22 protein-coding genes are annotated in these 26,663 nt (G+C 41.8%); 1 reads left to right on the top strand and 21 read right to left on the bottom strand.

Features of this window, described 5'->3' with window-relative positions:
* Positions 1 to 8 precede the first annotated feature (8 nt).
* The 3 genes from G592_RS0101985 to G592_RS0101970 are packed head-to-tail and all read right to left on the bottom strand — an operon-like array spanning position 9 to position 4,652.
* The gene (locus G592_RS0101985; protein ID WP_036951555.1) at positions 9 to 1,889 is read right to left on the bottom strand and encodes a hypothetical protein; all 1,881 of its coding nucleotides are present in this window, start codon (positions 1,887 to 1,889) and stop codon (positions 9 to 11) included.
* Positions 1,890 to 1,891: 2 nt separating this feature from the next.
* The gene (locus G592_RS0101975) at positions 1,892 to 2,932 is read right to left on the bottom strand and encodes a bifunctional glycosyltransferase family 2/GtrA family protein (RefSeq protein ID WP_028246326.1); all 1,041 of its coding nucleotides are present in this window, start codon (positions 2,930 to 2,932) and stop codon (positions 1,892 to 1,894) included.
* Between the two features lie 16 nt (positions 2,933 to 2,948).
* On the bottom strand, positions 2,949 to 4,652 hold the full coding sequence (locus G592_RS0101970) for a hypothetical protein (RefSeq protein WP_028246325.1): 1,704 nt from the start codon (positions 4,650 to 4,652) through the stop codon (positions 2,949 to 2,951).
* Positions 4,653 to 4,777: 125 nt separating this feature from the next.
* Here G592_RS0101970 and murJ point away from each other — a divergent pair, with 125 nt between their 5' ends.
* Positions 4,778 to 6,307 carry a murein biosynthesis integral membrane protein MurJ gene (gene murJ, locus G592_RS0101965; protein WP_028246324.1) on the top strand — a complete coding sequence of 510 codons (1,530 nt, stop codon included), beginning with the start codon at positions 4,778 to 4,780 and terminating at the stop codon, positions 6,305 to 6,307.
* 65 nt (positions 6,308 to 6,372) lie between these two features.
* Here the strand turns inward: murJ and G592_RS16850 are convergent, their stop codons facing one another.
* From G592_RS16850 to G592_RS0101875, 18 genes are all read right to left on the bottom strand, one after another.
* Positions 6,373 to 6,906, bottom strand: coding sequence for a hypothetical protein (locus tag G592_RS16850; RefSeq protein WP_028246323.1), 534 nt, complete (start codon positions 6,904 to 6,906; stop codon positions 6,373 to 6,375).
* Positions 6,907 to 7,007: 101 nt separating this feature from the next.
* Complete coding sequence (locus G592_RS0101955; protein WP_028246322.1) at positions 7,008 to 8,348, bottom strand: hypothetical protein; 1,341 nt, start codon at positions 8,346 to 8,348, stop codon at positions 7,008 to 7,010.
* Between the two features lie 81 nt (positions 8,349 to 8,429).
* Positions 8,430 to 8,990 carry an acyltransferase gene (locus tag G592_RS0101950; RefSeq protein ID WP_028246321.1) on the bottom strand — a complete coding sequence of 187 codons (561 nt, stop codon included), beginning with the start codon at positions 8,988 to 8,990 and terminating at the stop codon, positions 8,430 to 8,432.
* A gap of 11 nt (positions 8,991 to 9,001) precedes the next feature.
* Positions 9,002 to 9,955 (bottom strand): glycosyltransferase, encoded by a 954-nt coding sequence (locus G592_RS0101945; protein ID WP_028246320.1) that lies wholly within the window; start codon positions 9,953 to 9,955, stop codon positions 9,002 to 9,004.
* A gap of 2 nt (positions 9,956 to 9,957) precedes the next feature.
* Positions 9,958 to 10,788, bottom strand: coding sequence for an NAD-dependent epimerase/dehydratase family protein (locus G592_RS0101940; RefSeq protein WP_028246319.1), 831 nt, complete (start codon positions 10,786 to 10,788; stop codon positions 9,958 to 9,960).
* A gap of 3 nt (positions 10,789 to 10,791) precedes the next feature.
* Complete coding sequence (locus G592_RS0101935) at positions 10,792 to 11,847, bottom strand: hypothetical protein (RefSeq protein ID WP_028246318.1); 1,056 nt, start codon at positions 11,845 to 11,847, stop codon at positions 10,792 to 10,794.
* Positions 11,844 to 13,004 carry a glycosyltransferase family 4 protein gene (locus G592_RS0101930; RefSeq protein WP_028246317.1) on the bottom strand — a complete coding sequence of 387 codons (1,161 nt, stop codon included), beginning with the start codon at positions 13,002 to 13,004 and terminating at the stop codon, positions 11,844 to 11,846. Before G592_RS0101930 ends, G592_RS0101935 begins: the two co-directional genes overlap by 4 nt.
* A 6-nt stretch (positions 13,005 to 13,010) precedes the next feature.
* Complete coding sequence (locus tag G592_RS15360) at positions 13,011 to 14,387, bottom strand: sugar transferase (protein ID WP_051194717.1); 1,377 nt, start codon at positions 14,385 to 14,387, stop codon at positions 13,011 to 13,013.
* Between the two features lie 4 nt (positions 14,388 to 14,391).
* Positions 14,392 to 15,672 carry an O-antigen ligase family protein gene (locus tag G592_RS0101920; RefSeq protein WP_155942137.1) on the bottom strand — a complete coding sequence of 427 codons (1,281 nt, stop codon included), beginning with the start codon at positions 15,670 to 15,672 and terminating at the stop codon, positions 14,392 to 14,394.
* Positions 15,673 to 15,682: 10 nt separating this feature from the next.
* Positions 15,683 to 17,236, bottom strand: a complete 1,554-nt coding sequence (locus G592_RS16845; RefSeq protein WP_051194716.1) for a ComEC/Rec2 family competence protein — start codon at positions 17,234 to 17,236, stop codon at positions 15,683 to 15,685.
* Positions 17,237 to 17,244: 8 nt separating this feature from the next.
* The gene (locus G592_RS0101910) at positions 17,245 to 18,399 is read right to left on the bottom strand and encodes a DUF6077 domain-containing protein (protein ID WP_028246315.1); all 1,155 of its coding nucleotides are present in this window, start codon (positions 18,397 to 18,399) and stop codon (positions 17,245 to 17,247) included.
* Positions 18,386 to 19,090: a cytidylyltransferase domain-containing protein gene (locus tag G592_RS0101905; RefSeq protein ID WP_051194715.1), complete on the bottom strand. Its 705-nt coding sequence runs from the start codon at positions 19,088 to 19,090 to the stop codon at positions 18,386 to 18,388. Before G592_RS0101905 ends, G592_RS0101910 begins: the two co-directional genes overlap by 14 nt.
* 1 nt (position 19,091) lies before the next feature.
* Positions 19,092 to 20,141: an N-acetylneuraminate synthase family protein gene (locus G592_RS0101900; RefSeq protein ID WP_028246313.1), complete on the bottom strand. Its 1,050-nt coding sequence runs from the start codon at positions 20,139 to 20,141 to the stop codon at positions 19,092 to 19,094.
* A gap of 2 nt (positions 20,142 to 20,143) precedes the next feature.
* Complete coding sequence (locus G592_RS0101895; RefSeq protein WP_028246312.1) at positions 20,144 to 20,974, bottom strand: glycosyltransferase; 831 nt, start codon at positions 20,972 to 20,974, stop codon at positions 20,144 to 20,146.
* A 65-nt stretch (positions 20,975 to 21,039) separates the two neighbouring features.
* Positions 21,040 to 22,236 carry a glycosyltransferase family 4 protein gene (locus G592_RS0101890; RefSeq protein ID WP_028246311.1) on the bottom strand — a complete coding sequence of 399 codons (1,197 nt, stop codon included), beginning with the start codon at positions 22,234 to 22,236 and terminating at the stop codon, positions 21,040 to 21,042.
* 25 nt (positions 22,237 to 22,261) lie between these two features.
* Positions 22,262 to 23,920: a DUF2142 domain-containing protein gene (locus tag G592_RS0101885; protein ID WP_028246310.1), complete on the bottom strand. Its 1,659-nt coding sequence runs from the start codon at positions 23,918 to 23,920 to the stop codon at positions 22,262 to 22,264.
* 14 nt (positions 23,921 to 23,934) lie between these two features.
* Positions 23,935 to 24,975, bottom strand: a complete 1,041-nt coding sequence (locus tag G592_RS0101880) for a sugar phosphate nucleotidyltransferase (protein WP_028246309.1) — start codon at positions 24,973 to 24,975, stop codon at positions 23,935 to 23,937.
* 19 nt (positions 24,976 to 24,994) lie between these two features.
* A complete protein-coding gene (locus G592_RS0101875; protein WP_028246308.1) occupies positions 24,995 to 26,470 on the bottom strand; it encodes a glycosyltransferase family 39 protein in 1,476 nt (491 codons plus the stop codon).
* Positions 26,471 to 26,663: the final 193 nt, after the last annotated feature.

Genomic DNA, 26,663 nt, shown 5'->3' with positions numbered 1-26,663 from the left:
GATCCTTTCTATTGAATAAGTACTAATTTTCCAGCTTCTTTATCCATTTCGTAAACTCCGCCCTCGATAATCTGTGTCTCGCTTACAAAGATGTCTTTATAATTTGCGATGACACTGTCGGTGACAGAATATATAACTACGTAATCATACTCCCCTTCTATAATAGAAATCAACTCCTTTGAGCTAATTAACGCTTCACCGTCTCCTGGAGGTGTAGCTGGGAAGTAGCCCTCGCTGCTGTCAAAGTTGCGAGGCTTTGCTATTGTAGAAAGAATAGCGCGGAATAAATCCTCGTCCTCAGATACTATCACAAGGACGTTTGAATCCTCATCACAGGACTCATTTACCTTTTCTGCTATCACATTCACCTTCTGTCTTGTAGAAAGTGAATCGTTTACTGATGACTTGCTGGTGTAGTAGAGCACGTCATCCTTTTTGCTGTGATATACGCTGCATACCATAGCAATGGCCAGTACCACTGGAATCACCTTTCCATCTGCATCTATAAGCATGTCCCTCAAAAGCCAGAACATCAAAAGGATTCCTGTAAGGAACATGATGCCGCAGTATCTGTCGAAGGATGCCAGATTCAATGCCTCGTCCTCTGCAAATCGCGAGATGTAAAGAGGAAACATCGAAAGAATGTAAAATACAATGGCTACTCCTGGAACCGCTGCGCCTGTCACTGCCGAAACCTTAGTGAGCTGCTTTCTGTGATAGAGGCTCACATGGAGGCAGATAAATGCGACCACCAAAAGGAACATGATGGTGGAATAATTAAATCCCATACGCTCATAGTAAACATATCTATAGGTAAGAGCAGCTCTGAAGCTGTCGTAAACAGCTGTGGCAAACTCTGTTCCATTTCCTTTTATAGTGGCGATGGTGCCGCTGATATCAAACGGCTGACTAAACTTTTGTGTAGTCTGACTAACACTAAGCTCAAGCTTCCAAAGCATCTTTGCTGCAATCATGGATGCTATAGGAAGAAGTGCAAGGCCTGCCTTTTTCTTTCCAAAGCCTTCTCTAGAGAAGTAATCGATGGCATAGAAAAGTCCCATAAACATGGCAAGGTAAATACCTACGTCCTTCGAAAGCACAAGCACTGCTGCAAGCAGAGTGATGTACGCCTCATATACCCAGTCCTTTTTCTTTGTGATGGAGATGGCTGCAAAACCGCATCCTCCCAGTACTCCAAGGAATGGATCTATATAAAGGGATGAATAAACATCCTTGAAAAAGTGCAATGGTAAAAACAGACATACTGGCCAGCTAATGATGGTGACTATCTTTTGTACCAGGCTTCTTCCCTTAAGCTTAAGGAATGGAAGCATCACGATAACAGCCAAAAGCTGATAAGCGAAGTACACCTTCCACTCGGAGAAATCTCCGGTGATGGCCATGTTTATCTTTTCCATAAGATACTGGAAAAGGGACATGGCTGGTGGATATGATGGGAAGATGGCGCCAGAACCTGCTGTGGTGCCAAATCCATCTATTCTTGTCATGATTACCACTGTATCAAGCCAGTGGGAAAACTCGTCTATATGTACAGCTAATCTATCCTGATTGTAATAAGATATCATGATTGCTAGTATCGTAAATACGATAAAACCTGGAGTGAGGAAATTAAATGTCGCTTCTTGAATGTTGGTCTCACTCTTATTTTTATATAGCCAAAAAACTGTGTATCCATAGAGACCTAATGCTGCAAGGCAGACCAGAATCCAGCCTATACCAAGGATATTTATAAGCCCTGTCATAAAAAGAATCAGAATGATTCCCATGGCTGAAAGGGGCAAAGTCTCCTCAAAGGTTCTATTAAGTTTAATGGCTGCAAAGAAGCTAAAGCTACAAATTACAGCTATAAACAATACAACAGATAACACGTTTACTGCTCCTTAGATTTAAAGATAATAGTTCTCTGCACTGTGTAGTTGAAGAGGTAAAGAATAACCTCCACTGGTACCTTGATGATTACTGGTGCAACCATAGGAAGCAGTGCTGAGAGATTTGTAACAGCCCATCCGGAAATAGTTCCTGAGATAACTACCAGCACCAGATACTTAGCCAGCTGGACCGCTGTGTTACCCTCACCCTGGAATACCATCTTCTTATTGAGAGAGAAGTTTACAAGGCATGAGCATGCTCTGGCGATGTATGTAGCCACCATAATCTTGGCGCCACATGAATGAGCAATGATAAATACTATGTAATCAATCAAGGCTGAAAACAGCGATGAGAATGAATACTTGATAATAATACTGTATATACGAATAGAGTCTTTTACTGGATTGAAGTGTGAAGACTCGTTGTTGTTCTCGTATACAGTCTGGATAGTCACTTCCTGGCAGCCTACGTTGTTAGACTTCATATCAAGGAACATGTTTGTCTCGTACTCGTATTTTTCACCTTCGCATTTTGCTGCGATTTCAAGGAAGCTAAATGGAAGTCCGCGAAGACCTGTCTGGGTATCGCTTACATTGATACCACATGCCCACTTATATACCTTACGTGAGATGCCATTTCCCATGCGGCTTCTCCAAGGCACGTTTCCTGTATCAAACTTTCTGCAGCCTAATACCACATCATCTGGGTGCTGCTCCATGCAGTCTGCCACCTTTACAATATCCTCTGGACGGTGCTGTCCATCTGCATCTACAGTGATGAGACCTGCCTTTACAAGCTCAGGATTCATCAGGCCATAATTGATAGCTGATTTTAAGGCTCTTCCCTTTCCCTGATTTACTGCGTGTGTAACAACAATCGCTCCCATCTCCTTAAGCTTGTTAAAGATAGGTGCGTACTTTTCTTTTCCGCCGTCATCTACTACCAACACGTTTTCAAAAAGTGTAAGTATCTCCTCTGTGAGAGGCACAAGGCTCTCGAGAGGCTGATAAGCTGGAATAACTATTAACTGTTTTTTCTTCATTACATATGCTCCATAACTATCTTCCAAGGAGGACTATATCTCCCTCAGAAGCAATTTCATTTGTGTACAGATTTAACAGGTACTGGCCTGTCTCGTTTGTGACGAACATCTCGTATTTTGGATGTGTCTTATCTAAAAGCATGTAATCCGCCATGTTGTCCGGATTAAGCTGATAGTAATCCATAATCTTAGTGTTTAGCTGGGTGCGGGCATACACTGAGTATGTACCCTGCCAAGCTGGGCTGTTAAGGTAGCCTGCGCAGTTTGCGCCGAAAGCTACTAAAAGCTTGTCATCTGCTGTGACATTTTCCTCTAAGAGGTTCATCACAGCTTCGTTGGTGTTGAACTCGTCTTTTGGAAGAGCCACGCCTTTCAGCTCGCCTCTTTCCACATAGAACATAGGCTCAAATACGCTGGTGAAGCCGCCGTTGCTGTCTGCTACCCAGATGCCATTAAAGAACATGGCCAGCAGCATAAGAAGGGCCACCATACCTCTGTAATCCACCTCTTCCTTTGAGAAGAGAAGAATCATGGCAAGCACTACGTATAGTGCCATATTTCCAGGTACTGCAATGCCCTGGTTTGTGGAGATGGACCAGATGAGCTGAGCCACCACCGAGAATATAAATACTGTCCAGAGAATCTTCTTCTGTTCCAGACCGGTATTTCTGTAAAGACCGATGCGGGTGTATGTTCTGTCTTCCTTTGATCTCATAAAATATGGGAACCAGAAGAACACGATAAGGCATCCGTAAATGAAACGTGAATTGCTGATGCCATCCACTCTAAGCACAAGAATTCCTCCCATAAAAAGGAAGAAATAGAGAGTGAGAAGCACTCGTTCTGTCTCCTCTGCTACCCCGCGAAGCTTATCCCAGATTCTGATAAGGATGATTGGGAAGTATGCGATGCCTGCGAATACTGCGTATGTAGCAAGCATATATCCAAGACGGATGTACATGGGATTGTCGTAATCCTGATCGCCAAGGTTTGAAATCTGGGCGATGATATTGCCCCAGCCTGTAGTGAACTGCAAGTAAATCACTACTGCTGCACCAATCAGAATGCATGTGATGACGTATCCAGCCACTGTGCTTCTAGGCGCCTCATCCTGGATGGCAAGTACCAGCCAGTAAACACCAAGGAACACTGCCATGATAATCATGGTAGGATAAGCCAGCACCGAAATGCATACAGCTACTGCTGAAAGCACAGCATACACTGGCTTTCTGTTATTGTAAAAGCGAATGATAAAGCAAAGGATAAGCACCATTGCTACATCGCAATATGACTTATATGAAAAATTCTTCCAGTCTACTACAAACATAAAATAGAATGCAGCCGCTGAAAAAGCACCACCCTCAAAGTCAGCACTTCTAAGTGTGCAAAAAAGATAGATGGCTACGATAAATCTGATGAACAGATAGCAATATCGCATATACAATACCAGACCGATATTGATAGCCAGCTCTGCAAATAATGGCTGAAGCACCTGATAATAAAGTGCCAGCAGAGGATAAGCTAAAATACCTCCTGTCTGAAGAGCCTCCCAGCTGTCTGTAAACATGTGCTGCCCCTGATAGATGCCCTTGTAGATGGACAGAAGACCGTTCTCATCCACATAGAAACCATAGCGTATTGTAGCAACAGACCACACTGCGATAATCACCACAGCTAAAAATTGTAATAAACCCTTTTTTTCTTCGAATAATTCTCCCATATTATGCCTCATTAATTTAATCCATAGTCTCTTTCATTTTATACTATTGTCTTTGCTTATGCTAGTCTGACGTTGTATAATAGTTTGGATTATTACATAATCAAATTTCTACCTTGGAGGTATTTATGGCTAAAAAATCCAGAGGTATTATGGCCACCACCATTGTGGTTACCACTCTTACCTTGTGCTTTAAGCTTCTGGGCTTCGTAAAGCAGATGGTTGTCGCCTACTATTTCGGCACCACCGGAGCCACAGATATATATAATGTTGCCTTTAGTTTTGTGGGTATGCTTTCATCGGCATTCATTAAGGCCATCACCATTTCAATGGTAAGCATCTACACCCACACCCTGGTGCAAAAGGGAAGAGACGCAGCCTCGCGACTTATATCCGCCTGTCTGGAGCTGCTGCTTCCGGTAGTCCTTGTGGTGTTGCTGTTCACATACATGTTTACACCTTTTATTGCAAAGCTACTGGCACCTACCTACACACCGGACGACTCGCTGATGCTGCAGCATTTCCTGTACATCTGCTATCCATTCTTCCTGTTTGCAGTGGTCACCCTGGTGTGGACCACCATCATGGATTCCAATAAGGATTTCGTGGTCAGCCGTACAGAGTCTTTCATCGGCAGTGTCACCACCATCCTTTGCTGTGTATTTTTAAATCATGTGCTGGCTGTTACATCTCTTGTTGTGGCTCAGTACATCAGCTACATCATCTTTGGTACAATGCTTCTTATCAGAGGCCGCAAATATTTTACATTCACTTTCACAAAGCTTAGTGAAGTGCCTGAGGTCAAAATGGTTCTCCTTACAGCCCTTCCACTTTTCATCGGAAACTCTGTAGGCCAAATCAACAGAATCGTCGACCACTCCATCGCCACAGGCCTTCCGGAAGGAAGTGTTACAGCCCTTGCCGATGCAGTAGTTTTAGAGGATTTCGTTTGTAATATCCTCATCAATAATGTTGTAGATATTTTATATGTAAACTTCTCTACTTATGTAGCAGAGAACAACCAGGAGCAGCTTTTGAAGACCATGCGCACCGCGGTAAATATCATGATTTGCATCATGGTTCCTATCACCATCATCACCTGCATGTGCTCAGACCAGATTGTAGCTATTGCTTATCTTCGTGGTAACTTTGATCACAATTCACTTGTTATGACAAGCGCGGCTCTTATCGGATATGCCATAGGCTTCACCAGCTCCGGTGTGAGAGACATCGTTATCAGGGTTCTCTATTCCTTCAAGGATACAAAGGGACCTATGATTACAGGCTTCTTCGCCGTAGCATCAAACATTATTGCCAGCATCATCCTTTCAAAATTTATTGGTATTATGGGTGTTTCAATTGCCAGCTCAATTTGTCTTACAGTAAACTTTTTGATTAACTCACATATGCTTAAAAAACATGTGCCATCATATTCAATCAGACAGTTTGCACCTACACTTTTCAAGCAGATTCCTGGAGCCGCAGTGCTGGTACTTTTAGTTTACGGAATCAAGCATGTATTCAGTTCTAATCTTTTGATATTTGGATTCTCAGGATTGTTTGGACTTATTATTTATGCACTTATCCTGATGCTTATGAGAATTGAAGAAGTAAATATGGTAAAAGATAAAGTCTTTTCTAAAGTTTTAAAGAGATAATTTTTTAATCGAGATAAAAAAAGAGGTCGTCCAGAAATCCTGGGCGACCTTAATTTTTGTATTGATTATACAAGATCGATACGTGGGTGAGAGTTTGGTGTAAGAACAGGAATAGCTCCCTTCTTAGGACCTGTCTGACCCTTTACGAAATCGTATACACTGTAAATTGTGCATCCGTTCCAGATTGCATCGTGAGGTGTTGGAGTTGCTCTCCAACCATTCTCTACTGGATGTGTAGCATAGTGAATGTAATATGCAATAATATCATCGCCATATACTGACTGAAGATCTGGATTTCTTGAAGCATATACATCTACATTGAATGCTACTGAAGGCTGTCTCTGCTCCCAGATACCGAATGTGATGAAATGGTTGAATAAAACCTGCTCGTCACTTCCAAGCTCCTTTACAACATCTGGATAGTACTTTGCGTACTGGTCAGCCTTGAACATTGTTTTGATAGTAACAATCTCTTCCGCTGTGAGATCTCTTCTATGAGTATCAGCAGCAGATGCAGCTAAGCTACTTGTCGAGAATGTTGTGATAGCAATCACTACTGCCAATGCCATAGCTAATGCTTTTGTGATAAATTTCTTCATAAATACCCCTTTCCCAGCGGTCATTTTTATGCAGACCACCGCATTTTTACTACTCAAGTTGAGTGTATCTCAAAAATACGTACAAATCAAGAAAAATGGGTTTAATTCATCATTATTTCACTAATAAAGCGGGTCAGGTTCTCTATTGCGTTAGGTTCGTACATTCCATTTGGATTTACGAAGGCAGCTTTGTTGTTTTTTATCAGGTCTGTAATCTCTTCTGCTGTGTCTACAAGAGGGATATTTTCCTTCTCGATAAGTGTCTTAAGATTTAGTGCTGTGTCTCCAAAGTTCAGAAGGATTACCCTGCATCCAAATCCGATTCCCTCCTGAAGGGCTGCTGTTCTGGTGCAGACTATAGTGCCGCTTTCAGCCAGGTATCTAAACATGTGATTCTCTGAGTTGTCGATTACCTCCACCTTGCTGTTTGCCAGCCAAGGGAATCTCTCTTTATAATATCCAAACTCCTTTGGATGAAGCTTGTAGATAACTCTGTATTCATCACCAAGAGCCTCAGAAACTTCCGCAGCCATCTTACTGATCTGCTCGCCTTCTGCAAGGGCAGAGATAAACACGATAGTCTTTTCTTCTCTTGGATATTTTGCCTTGTATCTATCCCTTTCTCTTTCGAAGAATGGGAATCCCACTGGAACCAGTTTTACATTGTCAGGGAAGTGCACCTCATCCTCCTGGCTCTTGCTGTAGGTAAGGTGATAATCTGGCAATACGGAAATACGTTCCTCAGGATTAAACTGCATAGGTGTGTGGGTAGGGAATGCAAAACCGTGAGCATACTCTGCTGTAGGGATGCCTCTCTCCTTTCCCAGTTCACTCATTGCAAAATTATTTATAAGGTAATAGCAAAGCTCCACAATAAGCTTTGGCCGAGCCTTGTCCAAAATCTTTCCGCAGTACTTTTTGGTGATCTCGTAGTAGTACATTCTGTCTACCATCTCATCCACCATTTTGTCTGTGATATCTGGGCCAAATTCCTCTTTGATGGCCTTAAAGATATCTGTGAAGGCTGCTCTTACACCGGCCTCATATCTCTTGCGTTTTGGAGTGTTAAACTTTGTGGAAAGCTTTACAGCAAGATTTGTTTTGAAGGCCACCCTGTCTGTAAAATAGACATTGTCCATTCCGTTTGGTGTGCTGTGCTTTCTGTTTTCTGGCTGCTCCAAAATCACGCTGTTGAACTTCTTTGAGATTTCATCCAGGTAGATGTTCTCATAGACACCTGTGTCAGCGTTCTTTGAACGTCTTCCATCGCACACAAAAAGGACGTCCACATTTCTATAATTGAAAGGCTTTAATGCGTTTAGCGCCATGGTCAATAAATCCTTTTTATTGATAGGTGGCTCGCTGCCCTCTGCTGTACGTCCTACTGTCTGTTTCTTTATTTCGTTGTGTATTTCATAGCGGTAGAGGGACCAGATTGGCATCCCCTCCACCTTTATGTCATTGCATTTGTGCTCCCGCTCGAAAGCGAGAAAGTTTTCGATTGTTGATTCTTTCATGCTCTTCTAATTAATTGCTTTCATAACAAGATTTTGATGATTGCTAACTACTGTATGAGCTGGCACATCCTTTGCAATAATGCAGCCGCCACCGATAAAGCTGTACTCGCCGATGGTGACACCAGGAAGGATGATAGCGCCATTTCCAACCAAAGTACCCTTGCCGATTTTAATAGGGGCATGGGTAAGTGGCTGTCTGCCGATAGGCTCATCTGGCTGTCTGTATCCATGTGTGGAATCGTTTACCATTACGTTTGGTCCGAAGATAACATCATCCTCGATAACGATATTGTCCACGCAGGAAATGTGGCAGTTCTGGCCCATCTCCACCTTATTTCCAATTGAAATATGCGGTGTAAATTTTTCGTTAGCAAAACTATCTATGGCTTCAATTCTAAGGCCCTGGCAGATATATGTGTAATCTCCCACGGAAATATTCTTTGAGCCATGGACTCTGAGGGGTTTAATAATTACAGTGTGCCTTCCGCATGATTCCATCTTCCTGTACATAAACGTATACAAAAAACAGTATCTTACGATTCTATACAACTTCTTAATTATTCCCATAATACCTCTTTCTATTTGTCCTCGTATGTTCGCTCGCTAATAATGTATCTCGGTCTCGCCTTTGTCTCCATGTAGGTCTTTCCAACGTACTCACCGATAACTCCAAGTGAGATAAGCTGGATTCCTCCAAGGAAGCATACTGCAATCATGGTACTTGTCCAGCCGCTCATTGTGTTGCCAAGGAAGTGCTGAACAAAAGAATAAATAATTAATACCAGGCTTATGAATGCTACAAATACACCGAAGCCTGTAATAATTCGAATTGGTTTGATGCTAAGTGATGTGATGCCGTCGAAGGCCAGGCTCAGCATCTTTGAAAGTGGATAGTGACTTTCTCCTGCTATACGCTCGTTTCTCTCGTAGTAAACGCTGGTGCTCTTAAATCCTACCAGTGGGAACATTCCTCTAAGGAAGATGTTTACCTCTTTGTAGTTTGCAAATTCGTTGAGCACTCGGCTGGAAACGAGACGGTAATCTGCATGGTTGTAAACTACCTCTGCGCCCATGCTGTTGAGAAGCTTGTAAAAGCTCTCTGCTGTAAATCTCTTAAAGAATGTGTCTGTATCTCGCTTGCTTCGAACGCCGTATACTACCTCGCAGCCATCTGCGTAAGCATCTACCATTTCGTTCATGGCGTTGATATCATCCTGTCCGTCGCAGTCGATGGAGATGGTGATATCACAAAGCTCCTTCGCCTCCATAAGGCCTGCAAGAACTGCATTCTGGTGACCGCGGTTGCGGCTCTGGGTGATGCCCACATAATGCTCATCCTGCTTCGCCAAATCCTTGATGATTTCCCAGGTGCTGTCCTTAGAACCATCATTTACGAACATGATGCGGGACTGGTCTGAGATTTTCTCAAGGCTTACTAATTCATTTATCTTTGCCAAAAACAGAGGGGCTGTGATTGGAAGTACAGCCTCTTCGTTGTAGCAAGGGATTACTATGTATAGAGTTGGTTTCATGTTTATCTCCAGTTCATAAGTATCTTATCTATTTTGCGTGAATCTCCCCACACCGCTTTCGAGTCGTATGGGCGGTCAGGGAATGTGCCATAAGCAAGACTGATGTTGTATCCATTATCTGTAATGAATTTTTCAACACGGTCTGCCAGCTTCATAGGCTTGCCTGTGCAGCACTCAATGATTCCAAGAACCTCATCCTGCATGCTGGCCTTTGCCACCTGCTCGCAGAATAAATCATAGTCTGTGAAGTCGAACTGGTTCTGGCCTGTTGTGAATGGGAATGTCTCATCTCCTGCCTCAGCAGCTGCTGTAAGCTTAGAGAAAATGCTGCAACCTCTGTGAGTGTTGCCCACGATATAATATCCTCTGAGCCACTGGAGCTTCACATTGTTTTCTTTACAGGCAAGGACTGTAGCCTGACGAAGGGCGTTCTTTGCGATTCCATAGAGAGACTGTGGAGCACATGGAGTGTCTGACTTGATGCAGCCTTCCATGAATCCTATCTCATGCATGGTGCCCATGACGCACATCTTTCTGATGCCTGCCTTGCACATCTTCTCGATGAAAGCATAGTGGTTTGGCAAATCCTTCATGTGGTTTTCTGAAGCGTGGCGGAAGCCGTCGCGCCATGCCAAATGAATCACCACATCCGGCTTCTCAAAATAACCATATGGGTCATCCAAAGTGAAGAGGTCTGCGTCGATGCGCTTTGCACGCTCATCCACCTCATCTGTATGGAAATCTGTAGCTACTACCTCGGCACCAAGGTCCAGCATTGTCTTTACGACTCCCTGGCCTATATATCCGTTTGCACCTGTAACTAAATACTTCATGTTTTATACCTCGAATAATTTATCAATCCACGAATGAATACTGTACTTCTGTCGCACTTCCTCGTTCTCCAGATATGGCTGGTCGAGCCACTCAGAGCCTGGGAGTGTGAATGCACTATAGTCTCCTGTCTGCTCTGCCTTGTCTGCTTTTGCAGCCAGGTCTGTAAGAATCAAGTCATTAGTTTCATTATAGAATTCATAGTCACGTAAATATATGTTATTAGTAACTAGTTTTCTTTTAATTCCCAGAGTTTCCATTGTGCGCATTGTTAAACCTTGCTGGGCCTCGTGTGCCAAATCAAGGACTGCCTTAGAATTTCTTACCATATCTCTAATCTGGTCTGGTGAGAATGGTTCAAAACTGATGATATCCATATCCAAATCCTTTACAAGCTTTGGATCTTTTAGCTTCTTGCCACGGTAAACCTTTGGGTCTAAAAATATCTTCAGGCAAAGCTTTTTGTCTGGGTTTGCTTCTTTGAATGCTTTGAAGTATCGGTAGCGGAATGGGAAGTAAGCGGAAACCGATACATAGTCATATTTATATTCTATATTTTCATTTGATGTATTATTAAACTCATCAGAATAAAAAAGTGGCAGCAGCTCATACCCCAGCTCTGATTCTTTAGCATCAACCGAATCGAAGGTTCCTCTCCAGTCGAAGAGGCGTCCGATTTCTCCCTTGTGGCGGAGATTCTTAAAGGAATCCCATGAATAATAAATGGACTTTCCTGATGATTTTAATGCCTTGTTTTTCAGCTCATGAATGGTCTGCTCTGAAAGAACATTTCCTCTGATGACTAAGAGATAGTCATAGCCACCGGATGGCATTTCAGAAAGAATCTTATTCTTAAGTTTTTTATTGAAGCCATCAAATATCTTTGGATTATGAAAGATATCTCCAAGGTTTTTTAAGATTAAGAACTTTGTCTTATCTGGTTCCTCATCATAAAAAACTGGACGGGCTCCACGCGCCTCCAAGTCCTCTCTCATCTTAGACTGATATGAGTAAAACTTTGGCATTATAATTAAAATATTTTTGTCTTTTAAATCTATCATAGTGTATATATTCTTCTTGAAATCACCGCATAGTCAAAATTTAATCTCGCGAAAGAGAATGACTTTGCCTTTACCTGCTCAAGGAGCTGCACGTTCTCAGAAATCTTTCTGAATACATTTTCAATATCTTCTTCAGACTCAACGAAGAAAAGATTCTCATGGTTGCAGTCTGTGTATGTGTCGTCTGTGTATGTCTCGAATGGATAAGCCATGTTTGCACATCCGCAGCACATAGCTGTCTCGAATGTGGAAGACTGGCTACCTGGCTGGCAGTAGAGATCTACGCCGGCGAGAAATTCCTCGATTTCTTTATTTACCTTCCAACCCATGAAATGTACTCTGCTGTCTGCCTCGATAAGTGGACGGATGATAGGCTCCATATCATCTGGAATAGAACCGAATACAAACATTGCCATTCTAGGGTCATCAATCTTTTTGAATGCACGAAGAAGCTCTGCTGTACGCTTTGGAGCTGCAAGCTTTCCAGAGTGAGCCATGATGATGGCATCCTGTGGAAGAGCGTATTTCTTGATAATCTCCTGGCGGGCATTCTTCTGCTGCTCAGCTGTGTAAAGGGTTCCGCCTGGAGCCATAAACTCCTGCTTCTCCTTTGGAATTCTGTAAAGGTCATTCATCCAGTTGCGCATGTCGGCGCCAAGGTAAAGAACCTTATCAATCTCAGGCATAGCCTTGCTGATGAAGTGTCCGTGAATAACCTTGTAGAAAGTCTTGCTGATAATATTTCTGGCTGAATTGCTGTAGTCCTCGTGGCAATCCATGAAAAGAAGGCACTCTGGATGTTCCTTGCAATAATCAGCTGCAGTCATAATCTCATATCCACTCATTCCGTGGAAAAGGATTGTATCTGGCTTGAATTCTTCGATGAGTCCTCTTACCTTTTTGCACTTCTGAGTCTTCTCTGTCCAGAGCTCTGAGCACATTACTCTGTCCAAGCTAAGTCTGATAAGGTGAGCACCGTTGTCCATGATAGTGTCCTCCTCTGGACCCTTCACAAGCTCGCCTCTCTCAAAGTGCCATCTGTCAGTGATGAGCAACACCTCGTGTCCATCGGCACGCTGGCACTCAATCATCTGATTCTCCTGATATAACATTCCCACTGTAAAGTGAGAAGCCAATGCTAAATGCAATATTCTCATAGTTTATTATTCATCTCCAGTCTTGTTCTTTTCAGCCTCAAGAGACGCTAAAATTTCGTCTGCTGAAACTACCTTATCAAAACCTTCTGTACTCTCCTTCTTGAAAAGGATTCTGATGGTCATAAGCACCAGCTTTACATCCAAAAGGAAAGTGTAATTCTCGATATACATCAAATCCAGCTTAATCTTGTCGTAAGCGGATGTGTTGTACTTTCCGTATATCTGAGCGAAGCCTGTAAGACCTCCTTTTACCTTGCTACGGAATTCAAATTCAGGGATAGCCTCTGTATATTTCTCCACGTGCTCAGTTCTCTCAGGACGTGGACCTACGATAGACATATCTCCCTTTATAATGTTAAACAACTGTGGAAGCTCATCCACACGTGTAGCGCGGATCACGTGTCCCACCTTTGTGATTCTGTCGTCGTCATCTGTGGCTGGACGCTGCTCAGCATCCTCCACCATACTTCTGAACTTAAGGATGTCGAATACCTTTCCATCCTTTGTGACACGAGCCTGCTTGTAAAATACAGGGCCGTGATCTTCCAGCTTAATAGCTGCTGCAATGATAAGCATAAGTGGTGAAAGTACCACTGAAGCAATCACGCAAAGCACGATGTCGAAAAATCTCTTTACCAGCTCCTGCTCAGGTGTAAGACCTGTTGTGTTGATTCTTACAAGTGGAGTGTCAAACTGGTGGATATCCTCGCCACCGCCGATGATTACATCGGAAATCTTTGGTGTGATATATGTCTGAATGTTGTGCATGTAGCAGTGCTTTAAAAGGTCATTACGCTGCTCAGCACTAACATCTGAGATAACTAATCCATCATAATTCTCAAGCTCTTTAAAGATAGCATCAAAGCCTTCATCTACGCTGATAAGCTTTTTGATGTTGTAAGTATCCTCGCGGGTATCCATCTTTAGCTTTAATCCAACAGACTCCTTATTTCCATAAACCATAAGAAGACGGCTGGCCTCTGAATGCTTGTTGTAGATGGCAAAAAACGTATATACGAACATTCCCTGAACCACAAAATCAATAAGTGTAAGTCCAAGTAATGGACCTGCAGGAATAAGCACGTTTGCCATAAGTGAAAGCTGCAGATATGTAACAAGGTTTGCAATTGTCACTGCAATCCACTGTGAAAAAAGAACATCTGCAATCTTAAGAATTCCGTACTTGAATCCCTCACAAAGATGTGTGATTACAAGCACAAGAATAAAATACACGCCCATCAGCACGTATTTTCCACGTCCTACCATTGGCCAGAAATACTGCTTGTCGAAAATGAAATTACGCCATACATAGTAGTAGATTAATGTGAGTACAACTAATTCAATTATGCTTTCGATTTTTCTGATAGTATTATTATTTTTCACTATTTCACCCTTTTACTGCTTTGAAGCCATTACGCTGTCCTTTGATCATAAAGAAGTATGCCAAGAAATATGAATAATATGGCAACAAATATTTGTAATACATATCAATTCCCAAATCCATGAAGAAGAAAGAAATCATGATTGAAAATACCATAATCTTTGCTGTCTTGTTGGACTTGAAAGCTTTGATTGCAACATACACTGGGAACCAGTAATAAAGCACGAAGCCCACGATTCCGTAGGAGAACAATACCTCCAGGAAGTTCATGTGAAGCTGCACATGTCTGTAGGCAATCTCTGTGCCTTCGTGATATTCCTCGATGGCTGAGTATGGCATCTCTCTAAATGAATAGAAGCCGTGACCCCAGATAGGGCTCTCCCAGAAGTGAGCCTTGAAGCCTGCCATCATGGCCATACGCTGGCCTGTGCTTGTGTGTAAATCAGGCTCGCCTGAGCTAGCCATTCCTGTAAATAGCTCTGCTATTCTGTAGCCAAGTACTCCGTAGAGAGGTGGCACAACCATAATAGCTGCAAAGGCAGCCACGCCTAATACAATAAGGATGATAAGATTTCTTCTGATAATCTTTATATCATCCGAAGCACCGATAATCATTATCGCAAATACGAATACGATTGGAAACGCTGAAGACTTTGCTCCAGTAGCAATAATCTCGAAGATACCGATGATGGTAATCCAGAGATACTGCTTTACTTTTCTTAAAATAATGAGCTGATAAAAAATAGGTATTAAAAGAATCAGCACAAGATTTCCTGTATCGATAACTCCACCGGCAGGTGTGGAACCTACGCGGGAGTACATTCCCATCAGCCATTCGCCCCATACGTAATCGTAGCAAAGGCTTGTGATAAGGGTGGTGATGATAATCACCGAACCGCTCACTGAAAGGATATCAAACACATCATCCTTATTATAAAACAACAGTGTCAAAATAAGAATCGCTGGAAGTGCAGTCATGATTGTAATCATTCGGCTGTAATAATCTGCAGCTGTAAATAGCTTGAAATGTCCGTATATGAAAACCATGGTAGAAAAAAGCAGTATCCATACAATAGCCGGACTTATAAGGGCCTTTTTCATTGGAACCTTGTCTGTGGTGAAAAGCAGTGCACAAAACAGTGCTGCAAGTCCGTTAAATAAAAGATTTATCAGGACATATACTCCGCCGTAGTACAATCCCAGATTACAGCGAGCGAAAAGAATTCCTGTAATCAAAAACATGGTTATATATTTCTTATTTTTCAAAAGAGTTTCTTTCAATTCCATTATCTCCTTGCTAGAAACCAAAAACATTTGGAGCTGTCTTATACCAGACGATTCTCGCTCCCAGATCCTTCAGGTAAGATGCCAGAGCGCCTGCTGTGTAATCAGCGCTGGTCATCAGCCAATCAGGACCATCAAATATTGCCACCTCAGGAGAAACTGCCTCGTAAAAGCCTGTCTCTGTAGGCATGCTGTTATTTCCATGGTGAGCGCACTGTAGGATATCAGAATCCAGTTTGTCACCGTATGTCTTTACCAGATAATCTGCAATGTATTTGCTGTGGGCATCGGCACAGATAAGTGCGCTGCGATTTTTGGTCTCAATCTTGAAAACCAGAGAGTCGTTATTTGGAATGTCCTCACGACCTTCTGAATTTAAAACCACATCATCCATTGCATTAAAGAATGTCAGCTTCAATCCATCTGAGAATGTCAGCTCATCATCTCGTTTTACCATGTTGATGTTTTCAGCATCCTTTGTGATTTCCTGGAACTTCTCGTAAGTATCCACGTCATCCCATTCCTGAAGATTCAGGCTGTAGAATGTGTCTGCATCAAGTGGTGTTGCGTAGATGTTTATAATCTTGATCCCCTGAGGATTTTCATAGATGGCATTAAATGTATCGATGTGATCCTTGTGATAGTGGGTGAGAATCCAGGCATTTACCACGCCGCCATTCTCCATAATCACATCGCGCATCTGCTGCTCGTTGCCAGCATTTCCTCCATCTATCAGGATGAATGTACCATCCCTGAGATTCTTAAGTGAGTATGCCAGTCCCTGATCTCCCGATTCGTCCTCGTACTCTGTAAGGACCCATCTTGGATTGTTTGGAATCAGCACCGCATAATTAGGTGTGCGGCCATACAATGTAAATCCGTAGTTCAGGTAAGCATTTAAAATATCATCTATGGCTGAAACAACCACATAATCAACATCATTTGCCCTTGCGTACTCGGCCACATCTCCCACCTCTGGCTTGAGGTTTGTGAGCTCGTAGGCTTCGTCAGCTATATATCTGCTGTAAGGCATAGAAAAACGGCTGTCCATCTGGCGCAGATAAACTGCTACATCCTGTGGTGCCATTATTCTGATTGTATCTTCCTCATAATCTGCAAACAAATCGCAGATAGTAACCACATCCTGTGGAACCTTGTTTCGGTTTTCTGCCTTTGTGTACCAATCCTCGGCGTAAATGCAGCGACCCAGGATTACTATGGCCACACATGCTGCCATGACACCTATCAGCTTTTTACCGCCCTTTAATTTTCCAAGGCCAATGGTAATTCCATATCCAATAATTACCATCACCAGAATCAGACTGAAGAATCTTAAAAAGTACTGATCGAAGGTGGATGGTTCCAAATATTTCCTGCTAAGGAAAAGTGTAATTGGATTGTATATGAAAACCAATACTAATCCTGTGTACCAAAGGAATACGTATCGTTTTATTTTTTCTTTTTCAAAAATAAATATCAGCACAAGACCTATTGCGAAAAGCAGCGGGTATCCCAAGCTTCCCCAATAGTTCCTGGTGACATCTATAAAGTAATTAATCCAGTCCATTTACACTCCTATGTGTCTGGTACTTTTCTGAATTTAAAGTATTTAAAGTCAAAGCTCTGCATATCCTTCTGGAGCATCCATAGCATCAGATAGAACACACCTAAAAATGCCGGTCCAAAAAGGCTGGCTGCAAGGTATCTCAATCCGTATATGCGTCTATGGTATATGCACATCACAAACCAGGCTACACAGGCTACGATTGAAACGAAAAATCCTGCAAGGATGGTAAGTGAGCAGGCGCCCAAAGATACTGCTGCAATAGGAAGCATGTAAGCTGTCTTTACTTCCTTTGCATAGAGTCTCATGAGATAGACTGTCATAAATGGGATGGCTATTGCTGATAATACAGCCTTTCCCTGCCATACTGCTCCAAGCAGTCTGAAGGTGTTGGAGTAGTGTGAGTACAGACCGAATACGTAGGCAAGTGATATGAGAATCATTGCAATGAGTCTGTTGTCCATCTCTTTAAATAAAAATTTTACTATGTAGTACGTAGTCAAATATGCAATCAATACAAGGAGCACTGGCAGTAATGTGTGGCTCAGTGTTGTTACTTCAAAGTTTGAAATCCTTGAAAGGAATGCAATATATGTAACCCATGATGTGGCTGCTCTTTTTTCAGCAATGTTTGCAAGAGCACCGGTAATGAAGTTTACATATGTAAGTGTGTCGCTGCTTACAGTGTCTTTACTGGATACCACATAATCGTAATCGTCGTAAGACCATTGATTAATCTGATACTTAAATGCAAAGTATAACTGGGCTGCGAGAATTATCGTAAATACGATAATGTATACTATAACAAATTTATCTTTTCTAATGGAACCTAATAAACAATTAATTTTGTTTTTGATGTAGGCTACGCTTCCTTTAATGGCTTTTCTGTCCAGCCAGAACCATGCTAATACAAGTACTGATATCACACCGATGTAGATGTAAGTCAGTGTGGAGAAGGCTCCGATTACAGGATCCTTAAAGGTGTTCCACACCTGATACCAGTTGCAAAAGGCAAATATGATATAGAAAATACCAAGGTTTCCAAAAAAGCCTATGAGATACTCAGCTATCAAACCACTTTTTGCCTTATATGTAATTAGCCTGCCTATTGCCAGTGGAACCAGTGAAAAGTTCAAGAGCAACAGAATAGCTCTAATTATTGTCATTTAGTTTTTTCTCCATCATAAGCTCTGCAATTTCGAAGTCGATTGGATAATCTATATCCACAGAATCCTCACGTGACATCACATAAGTAGTGGTGTTGTCACAGTAGTAGGTTCTCTTTTCCTTGAGGAGCTCGTAATCCAAAATGTAGATGGCTCCGTTAGGGATATAGAATGTGGCGTTTGTCTGACGGTTTGCAATGTTGGAACCTGCTGCTCCAAAACCTGCATTGCTAACGCGACCATTTTCATCTACCACGTGGTACCATCCTGGTGGCACCTCAGCCTCTGTAAATGAAATAAGTGTAGTGCTTTTGTCTACCTGGAATTTCTCTATAGCCTCGTCGATGTGATGTGAATCACGGCAAGGAACTGTAGGCAGGCACACCATAAACTTATCAAGCTTTTCGCCTGTCTCATTCATTACAAACTCTGCTGCATGAATATATACATCTACAGCTGAAGCTGTGTCGCTGGCAAGGTAATCTGGACGCATGAATGGAACCTCAGCGCCAAACTCCTTTGCAACTCTTGCAATGTCTTCGTCGTCTGTAGTGACGATGACTCTGTCGATGTGCTTTGCGTTCTTGCAGGCCTCTATTGTGTAACCGATAAGAGGCTTGCCGCAAAGTTCTTTTATGTTTTTTCCAGGGACGCCCTTTGAGCCGCCTCTAGCTGGAATAAATGCTATCATTTTAGAAATCACCCCATGTGAAGATATCATCATATTTTACGTCGTGCTTAAGCTCGCGGCCGATAAGTGCCTCATAGTACTTTGGAGAGATTCCTGTACCTGGGCGCTTGTAGTCGAGGTCATCAAATGTAAGAACGTGACCTGCAGGCATATCGTGCTTAGCTACGATTGAGCGCTTGAACTCGTCGCGACGGTTCTGATCCTCTACTACTACCTTGTGGTAGTTACCAAGCATTGTATAACCCTGACGAGCTGCATCACAGATAGCCTTAAGCTCTGCTGGGTCTGCACTAACCTTGTGATCCCATCCTTCCATGTTCTTATCCATTGTGAAGTGCTTCTCGATGATGCATACGTTCTTTGCGATGCTCATGATTGGAGCAACTGTTCCGATTGTATGATCTGAGTAACCAACTGGATAATCGAATACCATGTTGTACATATCGATGTTGTTAAGGTTCACCTGCTCATCCTTTGGTGGGTACATAGATACGCAGTGAAGGATAACGATTTCGTGACAGCCACCCTCTTCAAGAGCTCTAACAGCTGCACATACATCATCCATACCTGTAAGACCTGTAGAGATAACAACAGGAACACCCTTGCTACCTACGTGTCTAAGGAATGGAATGTTATCTACATCAAGTGATGCAATCTTAAGATATGGAACGTGAAGTTCATCTACAAGCATATCTGCGCCAGCCATTGAGAATGGTGTAGATACGAAATCGATATCAAGCTCCTCACAGTACTTCTGAAGCATGAAGTGCTGCTCCTTGTTTACTGCATAAGCTTCCATAACAGTCTTAAGAGAATAGTCTGTACGGTTTCTGTAATCGTCGCCGAGGAAATAGTTGTCCTCGTATTTCTTCTTTGAGAAAAGGTCGTCTACGGTCCATGACTGAAGCTTTACTGCATCAGCACCGCACTCCTTTGCTGTCTTTATAAGTGTCTTGGCAAGCTCCATATCACCGTTGTGATTAGCACCAAGCTCTGCAATAATGTATGGTCTCTGATTTCCTTCTACCATTGCCTGATAATTAAATCTCATATTTATTCCTCCATTTGAATATCACTCCACCAGTAACCCTGGTGATTTGGATTTTCTCCTAATCTATTTATATCTAATCTTTCTAGCTTTTCTAGCAATCCTTCAAAGTACTTATCCTTTTTAGCAAGATTAGAATAATGAACCTTTTTAACATCATATTCCTTTTTAACATCTCTGGATACTCCCACCATGTTATTATCGGAAATACGATATATGCTGGCTGCATCTTCTACATATATTCCTGTTCCTCCAGCCAGAACTATTCTCGAGAACAGGTACCAGTCGAATACAGGGCTATCACTTTCTTTTAAAGAATCTATGAATTCCTGAGTAATAATCTCTGAATTCATATTGATAGCTGATGATGTTAAACCTACAAAGTTACATTGTGATATAGCCTTAATGCTATCAATTCGCTTAGGCATTACCTTAAAAACATCTTTACCATTATCAAAGATTAACTTGTTATAGAAAAAAGCAGCATCTTTATTTTCTTCAAATGTTTTTTTATATTTTGCTACTCTGTCGACACTAAAAGTATCATCAGCATCACCAAGTATCACCAAATCATATCCTAAATCCTTGGCACACCCTAGCATTTCTATTCTTGTCCCAGCTATAGATAACTTTTGCTGGCTTATATCTAATATCTTGTAATTTATTGTTAATGATTCAAGTATAGTTTGAATTTCCTCTAACTCATTACTATTGTAATTATCATTAACTAGTAATAAATCAAAGTCTTTATCAGTCTGCTCATCCACAGACTTCAAAAAATCATCAAGATACTCTCTCGCCTGCTTGTAAATAACTGTAGCAAATGCGGTTTTCATTTCAAAATTCCTCATTTAAAGTTTAAAAGTTCTGTACTTCTATGTAAAGTTTTTTACATAGAAGTTTATCTCATATACACATCTATCTCATCCATCAGCTTCTTCTTAGAGAAGTGCTCTTTGTTGTATGCGTATGCATTCTCACTCATTTCTGTGAGGCGGGATGCTGAGAGATTGCGCATTGCGATGATGTTGCAGGCAAGTGCTTCTGCATCTCCGATGTCTGAGCACATACCGCAGTCTGCTTCTGTGATGACGCGGACTGTCTCACCCTTGGCTGAGGCAATGATAGGCATTGCGCAGGCCATGTATGATTGAAGCTTTGCTGGAATAGTCTTTGCAAAAAGGTCATCATCTGCAAAAGAAAGGAATGCTGCATCTCCTGTAGCCAGGTAATCCGGAACCTCTGTAGCCTTTACACGGCCGGTGAACTCGAATAAGTCCCATACCCCTGCTTTTGTGATGCTGTCCTCAAATGTATGGCGTGCTCTTCCATCTCCTACGATGGTAAAGCGTACATCCTTGATACCTTCCTTGCGAATGATGGAAGCAGCCTCTGGAAGAATCTCCAATCCCTGGGCCTGTCCAATGTTTCCTGTGAAGATTACATTGAATCCCTTGTGGGCTTTCTTCTCCTTTGGCTCGTAGAACTCCTCAGCATACTGTGGCCAGAAGCTGACCTTATCATGCTCTGCTGGGTCTACGTATTTACGAATAGCTTCCACAAAGCTTGGGCTGGTGCCCCAGATATGTGTGCAGCCCTTGTAGATTTTTCTAACCATTCTCTCGATTGGCTTTACTACAAGTGGGCTGTGGATTCCTGTGATCATCTCCACGTTCTCAGGCCACAAGTCCTGAACATACAAGTAGCATGGCACATTATGCTTCTTTGCATATGCCACGCCTACCTTGCACTGATTCATCGGTGAGGTCTCCAGCATGAACACCTCATCCGCTTTAATTTTAGTAAATAGATTCCAGAAGAATCCGAAGAATGGGAAGCTGAAATAATTCATCACAAGACCAAACTTCCCTTTTCCTCTTGGTATCAATGGGATACGGATAACATCCACCCCGTTGATGGTCTCTCTTCTCTTTTTGAACAATCCATAGCCAGGATAAATCTTCCCCTCAGGATAATTAGGTAAACCTGTAACCACAGTAACCTTGTATCCTCTTTTTACCCACTCGAAAGCAATATCGCTTATACGAAATGGCTCAGGGTAAAAATACTGGCAAACTATTAAAATATGCTTTTTCATATATTCTCTCTAATTAATTTTTTTATTAAAACGGAGCTGGCATTCCATCTCTCAAATGGAATAAGAAATAAAGCAATCCGCACATTGAAAATGCAAGTGCAAGATTCTGAATGTAAATAAGCGAAAGGGCCAGCTTGTTTTCTTTTGCATCAGTACCAAGCACGATGCAAAGGGCCATGTAAAGTGGAATCAGATATCTGAATGAAATCTGGATTCTCTGGCTGTCCAGCGGTGTAAATCTAGTCATACAGCCTACAAAAATGGCTACAAGGCAGAATAAAATACCAAGAATGATAATTGCTATCTGCCACTTTTTGATTCTCTTACCTTTGATGAAAATAATTCCAATAATCAAAAGGGCTAACATTGTGATAACGCAAGCCATTGGAACCTGAGCATTTAACATTACATGTCCCAATTCGCTACCAACAATGTGCTTTATATTGAACCAGAAGTCTACCTTGATTCCATCCCAGGCAAACTTAAGTGTTTCCATCTTGTGAGTGGTGAAGTAATACCAGGTCCATGCTTCTCTTGAACCGTCCTGCTCGATTGTCTCTCCAGCATATTTCCAGAAGACCTGATTTCCAATCATGTAGTAATACTTTATAAAAATCTTTCTTACTACAAATACACAGCCTAGAACAATGGCAAGAATAATTCCATATTCGTACCACTTTTTGCTGAGGATTACGTCTGACCACCACTTCTTGAGAGGGATGGCAAAAATCCATACTGCAAACAACGCGTACACTGTCTTATTTGGAATAAGAATAAGTACGCAGCCTCCAAGGATAATCAAATCCCATGCATGAAGCTTTACATGTGGCTGGCTATAATATAAACAAAGTGTGAGTAATGCCAGTGAAAACAGGATACTCATATTGTCATAAGAATAAGAACTGCAAAGGTGAATCACTGTAGGGAATAATGCAAAAGTAAAGAACTGATGCTTTCCGACAGGAAGAAGCTTCAGCGCTATCCAGCCTGCAATAATCAGAGACAGTGAGTTCATAAATCTTCCCATGAAAATTACGCCGGCAAATCCAAAGCCAAGTAATCTTGCGATGGTTATACCAAAACCAGATACCAGATATCTTGATGCTTTTGCTGGTGCAATCTGGCATTCTATATCATCCTGCATATCCTCGGCATGCTTAATCCAGTTGCCATTGGCAAGTACAGGGTACTGATATGGGAATGTTACATCCAGATATGGGAGCATATAGTAATCCTCTGCTCTCATGTAGAAAAAGGACTGATCCTGCACCCAAACGCTAGGGTTGCTTGAATCTGTACTAAGATTGTGGTCCTTTTTACCCATCATAATGTTTGATGCGTGATATGCGCTGTAGTAGTGAGCCACCTCATCAACACCTGAGATAGGAGGCATTACCAGCTGCATACAAAATGTCCAGGCTAGAGCCATGATTACGAACAATCTTGGGTAGTTCCATTCTTTATCTAAAATGAGAAGTCTCAAAAGATATATCGTAATTGCGAATATTACCAGGAAGATAATTCCATAGTAGAAATTTGTTCTTTTTGTTGCTGCACTGTTGAAACAGTTTGCAAAGTAGAAATAAACACTATAAATAATAGTTGCTGCTGCAAGAACTACAGCAGCAAGCTTAAGTGCTTTTTCTTTATTCATGTCGGTAAAAAAAGCTTTTAATTTTTCCAAACTAATTCCCTCTTTTATTTTCCTCTAAGTCTGTTTTCCATCTTACTGAGTTCGTCCAGCTGGCCCATATCCATCCATGAATTCTCATTGATTGGATAAACGCCAACCTTCTTACCATCTTCCTTGATACGGTTGATGATATCTGGGAAACCGATGAATTCGTCGTCTTTGATGTAATCAAACACCTCGGGCTCTACGATGTAGATACCTGTATTTGTAAAGAAGCTGAACTCTGGCTTTTCTTTCATATCGATGATATTTCCGTGCTCACCAAACTCTACAACGCCGTAAGCCACCTGGAAATTTCTGAGAGAGCAGACCATAGTGATAACATTGCCCTCTTTTTTGTGATGTTCACAGATAAGAGAATAATCATCTTCGATAAGGATGTCGCAGTTTGTGAGAATGAATGTCTCATCAAGCTTTCCACGTAGAAGTGAAAGTCCGCCGCCTGTTCCAAGAGGAGTATCCTCATCGGCATACTCGATGGAATATGGCTTCTCCACCTCACCGAAGTAAGACTTAATCATGTTCTTCTTATGATTTACAATCATAATCATGCGGTTGATTCCATACTCAGAAAAACCGTCGAAAATAAGCTCGGCAATAGGCTTCTCTCCCACTGGGATAAGTGGCTTTGGAAGGATTCTTGTGTATGGATAAAGACGTGTGCCTTTTCCACCTGCCATCATAACTACAGGTGTTGAAAGGCTGCTCTTATGCTTACGCTTTCCAGCGCTCCAGAATACTGTATCGATAACAATGCCGTTATCATCTACGATTGGAACACCCTCGATATTGTAATGGCTAAGGAATTCCTTTGCGCCATCGATGTCGTCTTCCTTTAAAGTCTTAGGAGTGTAGTTGGCAATCTCGCTAACCTTATTATTTAAATCTCCACCTGAAAGAATAAAACGGCGCACATCACCTTCTGAAAGTGCAGCGATCAACTTCATTTTTTCATCTACGATGAAAACAGTTCTGCGGGCACTCTCATCGAAAGTCTTCATAGCCTGTAAAATTGTGTCATCTTCTTTTATAAATACATTTTCCATGTTGTCTCCAAAGTATTTATTACAGTTTATAGCATCTATATATGCAAACTCTTGCGGTACCAATCATTCCTTCGCTGAGAATCAAATCACAGCCAAAGCCCTGCTCGGAAACCTTGTTTACAATCTCTTCATTTGACCAGTTGTCACCTACAATAATCCAGTTGGTAACACCCTCATTATCAACAAGCTCCATGTTGTTGATGTCGGCATCATTGACGTACTGCTTGCCATCAAAATAGTACATAGGCAGCTCGTCTCCGCCAAAGTTGGTGATAATCATATCATCACCATCTACATAAGCCAGCACATCCAGTACAAACTGTGTGCGGTTCATGATATCAACATCACCATAGTAAATCTCTTTGTAGGCTGGAATCAGCATGGACAATGTGAATGCCAGAAATACTGGTGTCCAAAGGATTCTCATTTTCATCTTTGAGAAAAGAATTCCCAAGATAAGCCAGGCAACAGGTGCCACCACATAGATATATCTGGTTACAAAGAATGGACTTACAAGTGCTGAAATCCAAATGCCTGTAGCCATAGTGCCAGCGATTGAAAGAAGGCCGGCAATAATGACTTCAACAGTCTCTGAGTAATGAATCTTGTTTCCATATTTTACCTTGTACTCTCTCGCCTCTGATTTTTCTACAGTGGCAAAGCCAGTCTCATAAAGCACTGTGAGCACAAGCATTAATATAATTACAAACCACATTCCAAATGTGAAGTGGTCTGAGAACAGATAGCTGAAGCACTCTGAAAATGATGAGTATTCTGCTATCCAGTAGTTGTCAATTCTGGCAGTGAAACAGCTGATAAGCTTGGTGAGCCATGGCAGATAAACTGCAATAGCGATACCGCTGACAATCAATGTCTTTATCAGCTCTGTTCTCTTGTAGACAATGGCTCTGATAAGCAAATATGCATAGAAGAAAGCCACTGCTACCAAGGCATAATAATGTGTATATGCTGCGGCAAGTGATGCTATGGAAAATCCCACATAGTATTTTATTGCCGGTCTTTTGATAAGGCAGTAGGTGAAATAGTATGTTAAAAATACAAATACTGCTGCCCATGAATACATTCTGATTTCTACATTGAATCTAAGTGCTGCATCTGAGATAGATGTGAATGTAATCACTATCAGTGATGCTGCTGGACCAAATTCCTTCCAGATAACTGTAAGTGCAAATATCAGCATACAGGCAAGGGCTAAAACTGAGAAGAAATGAAATACAGTCGCCCTCTGGCCAAGGATTCCACAAAAGGCCTTGAGTCCAATGTAATAAAGTGGTGGATGTACATCGGCGGCGGTGTAATCAATCAGCTGATTTACAGGATATTTTATAATCCAGGCTGTGTAGGCCTCGTCGCCCCAAAGGTTTACATCAAACACTCTTATATAGTTTAAATAGAAAAGCACTGCAGAATAAATGCAGGCTAAAATCCTAAAGGCTATATTTCTATAGCCTTTAAAAAAATCTAGTATCTTCATTATTCCCCTAAGTGAATTAAATATTGTAAATATCTACCTTATACCTATCTAAGTTGTGTCTTAAGAACTCAATTGTCTCAGCAAGACCCTGCTCGAATGTGTACTGAGGCTTCCAGTCTGTGAGCTGAAGAATCTTCTCGTTAGAACCAAGAAGACGATTTACCTCTGACTTCTCTGGACGAAGTCTGTCCTC

This window comes from Pseudobutyrivibrio ruminis CF1b (assembly GCF_000424005.1).
In the GTDB taxonomy this organism is placed as follows: domain Bacteria; phylum Bacillota; class Clostridia; order Lachnospirales; family Lachnospiraceae; genus Pseudobutyrivibrio; species Pseudobutyrivibrio ruminis_C.
Note: the sequence above shows the minus strand (reverse complement) of the source record. Positions and strands in the feature narration are given on the sequence as shown.

Coding starts and splice junctions, on each gene's coding strand:
- G592_RS0101975 (WP_028246326.1), bottom strand. CDS start 2,932: ATGAAGAAAAAACAGTTAATAGTTATTCCAGCTTATCAGCCTCTCGAG.
- G592_RS0101970 (WP_028246325.1), bottom strand. CDS start 4,652: ATGGGAGAATTATTCGAAGAAAAAAAGGGTTTATTACAATTTTTAGCT.
- murJ (WP_028246324.1), top strand. CDS start 4,778: ATGGCTAAAAAATCCAGAGGTATTATGGCCACCACCATTGTGGTTACC.
- G592_RS16850 (WP_028246323.1), bottom strand. CDS start 6,906: ATGAAGAAATTTATCACAAAAGCATTAGCTATGGCATTGGCAGTAGTG.
- G592_RS0101955 (WP_028246322.1), bottom strand. CDS start 8,348: ATGCCAATCTGGTCCCTCTACCGCTATGAAATACACAACGAAATAAAG.
- G592_RS0101950 (WP_028246321.1), bottom strand. CDS start 8,990: ATGGGAATAATTAAGAAGTTGTATAGAATCGTAAGATACTGTTTTTTG.
- G592_RS0101945 (WP_028246320.1), bottom strand. CDS start 9,955: ATGAAACCAACTCTATACATAGTAATCCCTTGCTACAACGAAGAGGCT.
- G592_RS0101940 (WP_028246319.1), bottom strand. CDS start 10,788: ATGAAGTATTTAGTTACAGGTGCAAACGGATATATAGGCCAGGGAGTC.
- G592_RS0101935 (WP_028246318.1), bottom strand. CDS start 11,847: ATGATAGATTTAAAAGACAAAAATATTTTAATTATAATGCCAAAGTTT.
- G592_RS0101930 (WP_028246317.1), bottom strand. CDS start 13,004: ATGAGAATATTGCATTTAGCATTGGCTTCTCACTTTACAGTGGGAATG.
- G592_RS0101920 (WP_155942137.1), bottom strand. CDS start 15,672: ATGGAATTGAAAGAAACTCTTTTGAAAAATAAGAAATATATAACCATG.
- G592_RS16845 (WP_051194716.1), bottom strand. CDS start 17,236: ATGGACTGGATTAATTACTTTATAGATGTCACCAGGAACTATTGGGGA.
- G592_RS0101910 (WP_028246315.1), bottom strand. CDS start 18,399: ATGACAATAATTAGAGCTATTCTGTTGCTCTTGAACTTTTCACTGGTT.
- G592_RS0101905 (WP_051194715.1), bottom strand. CDS start 19,090: ATGATAGCATTTATTCCAGCTAGAGGCGGCTCAAAGGGCGTCCCTGGA.
- G592_RS0101900 (WP_028246313.1), bottom strand. CDS start 20,141: ATGAGATTTAATTATCAGGCAATGGTAGAAGGAAATCAGAGACCATAC.
- G592_RS0101895 (WP_028246312.1), bottom strand. CDS start 20,974: ATGAAAACCGCATTTGCTACAGTTATTTACAAGCAGGCGAGAGAGTAT.
- G592_RS0101890 (WP_028246311.1), bottom strand. CDS start 22,236: ATGAAAAAGCATATTTTAATAGTTTGCCAGTATTTTTACCCTGAGCCA.
- G592_RS0101880 (WP_028246309.1), bottom strand. CDS start 24,975: ATGGAAAATGTATTTATAAAAGAAGATGACACAATTTTACAGGCTATG.
- G592_RS0101875 (WP_028246308.1), bottom strand. CDS start 26,470: ATGAAGATACTAGATTTTTTTAAAGGCTATAGAAATATAGCCTTTAGG.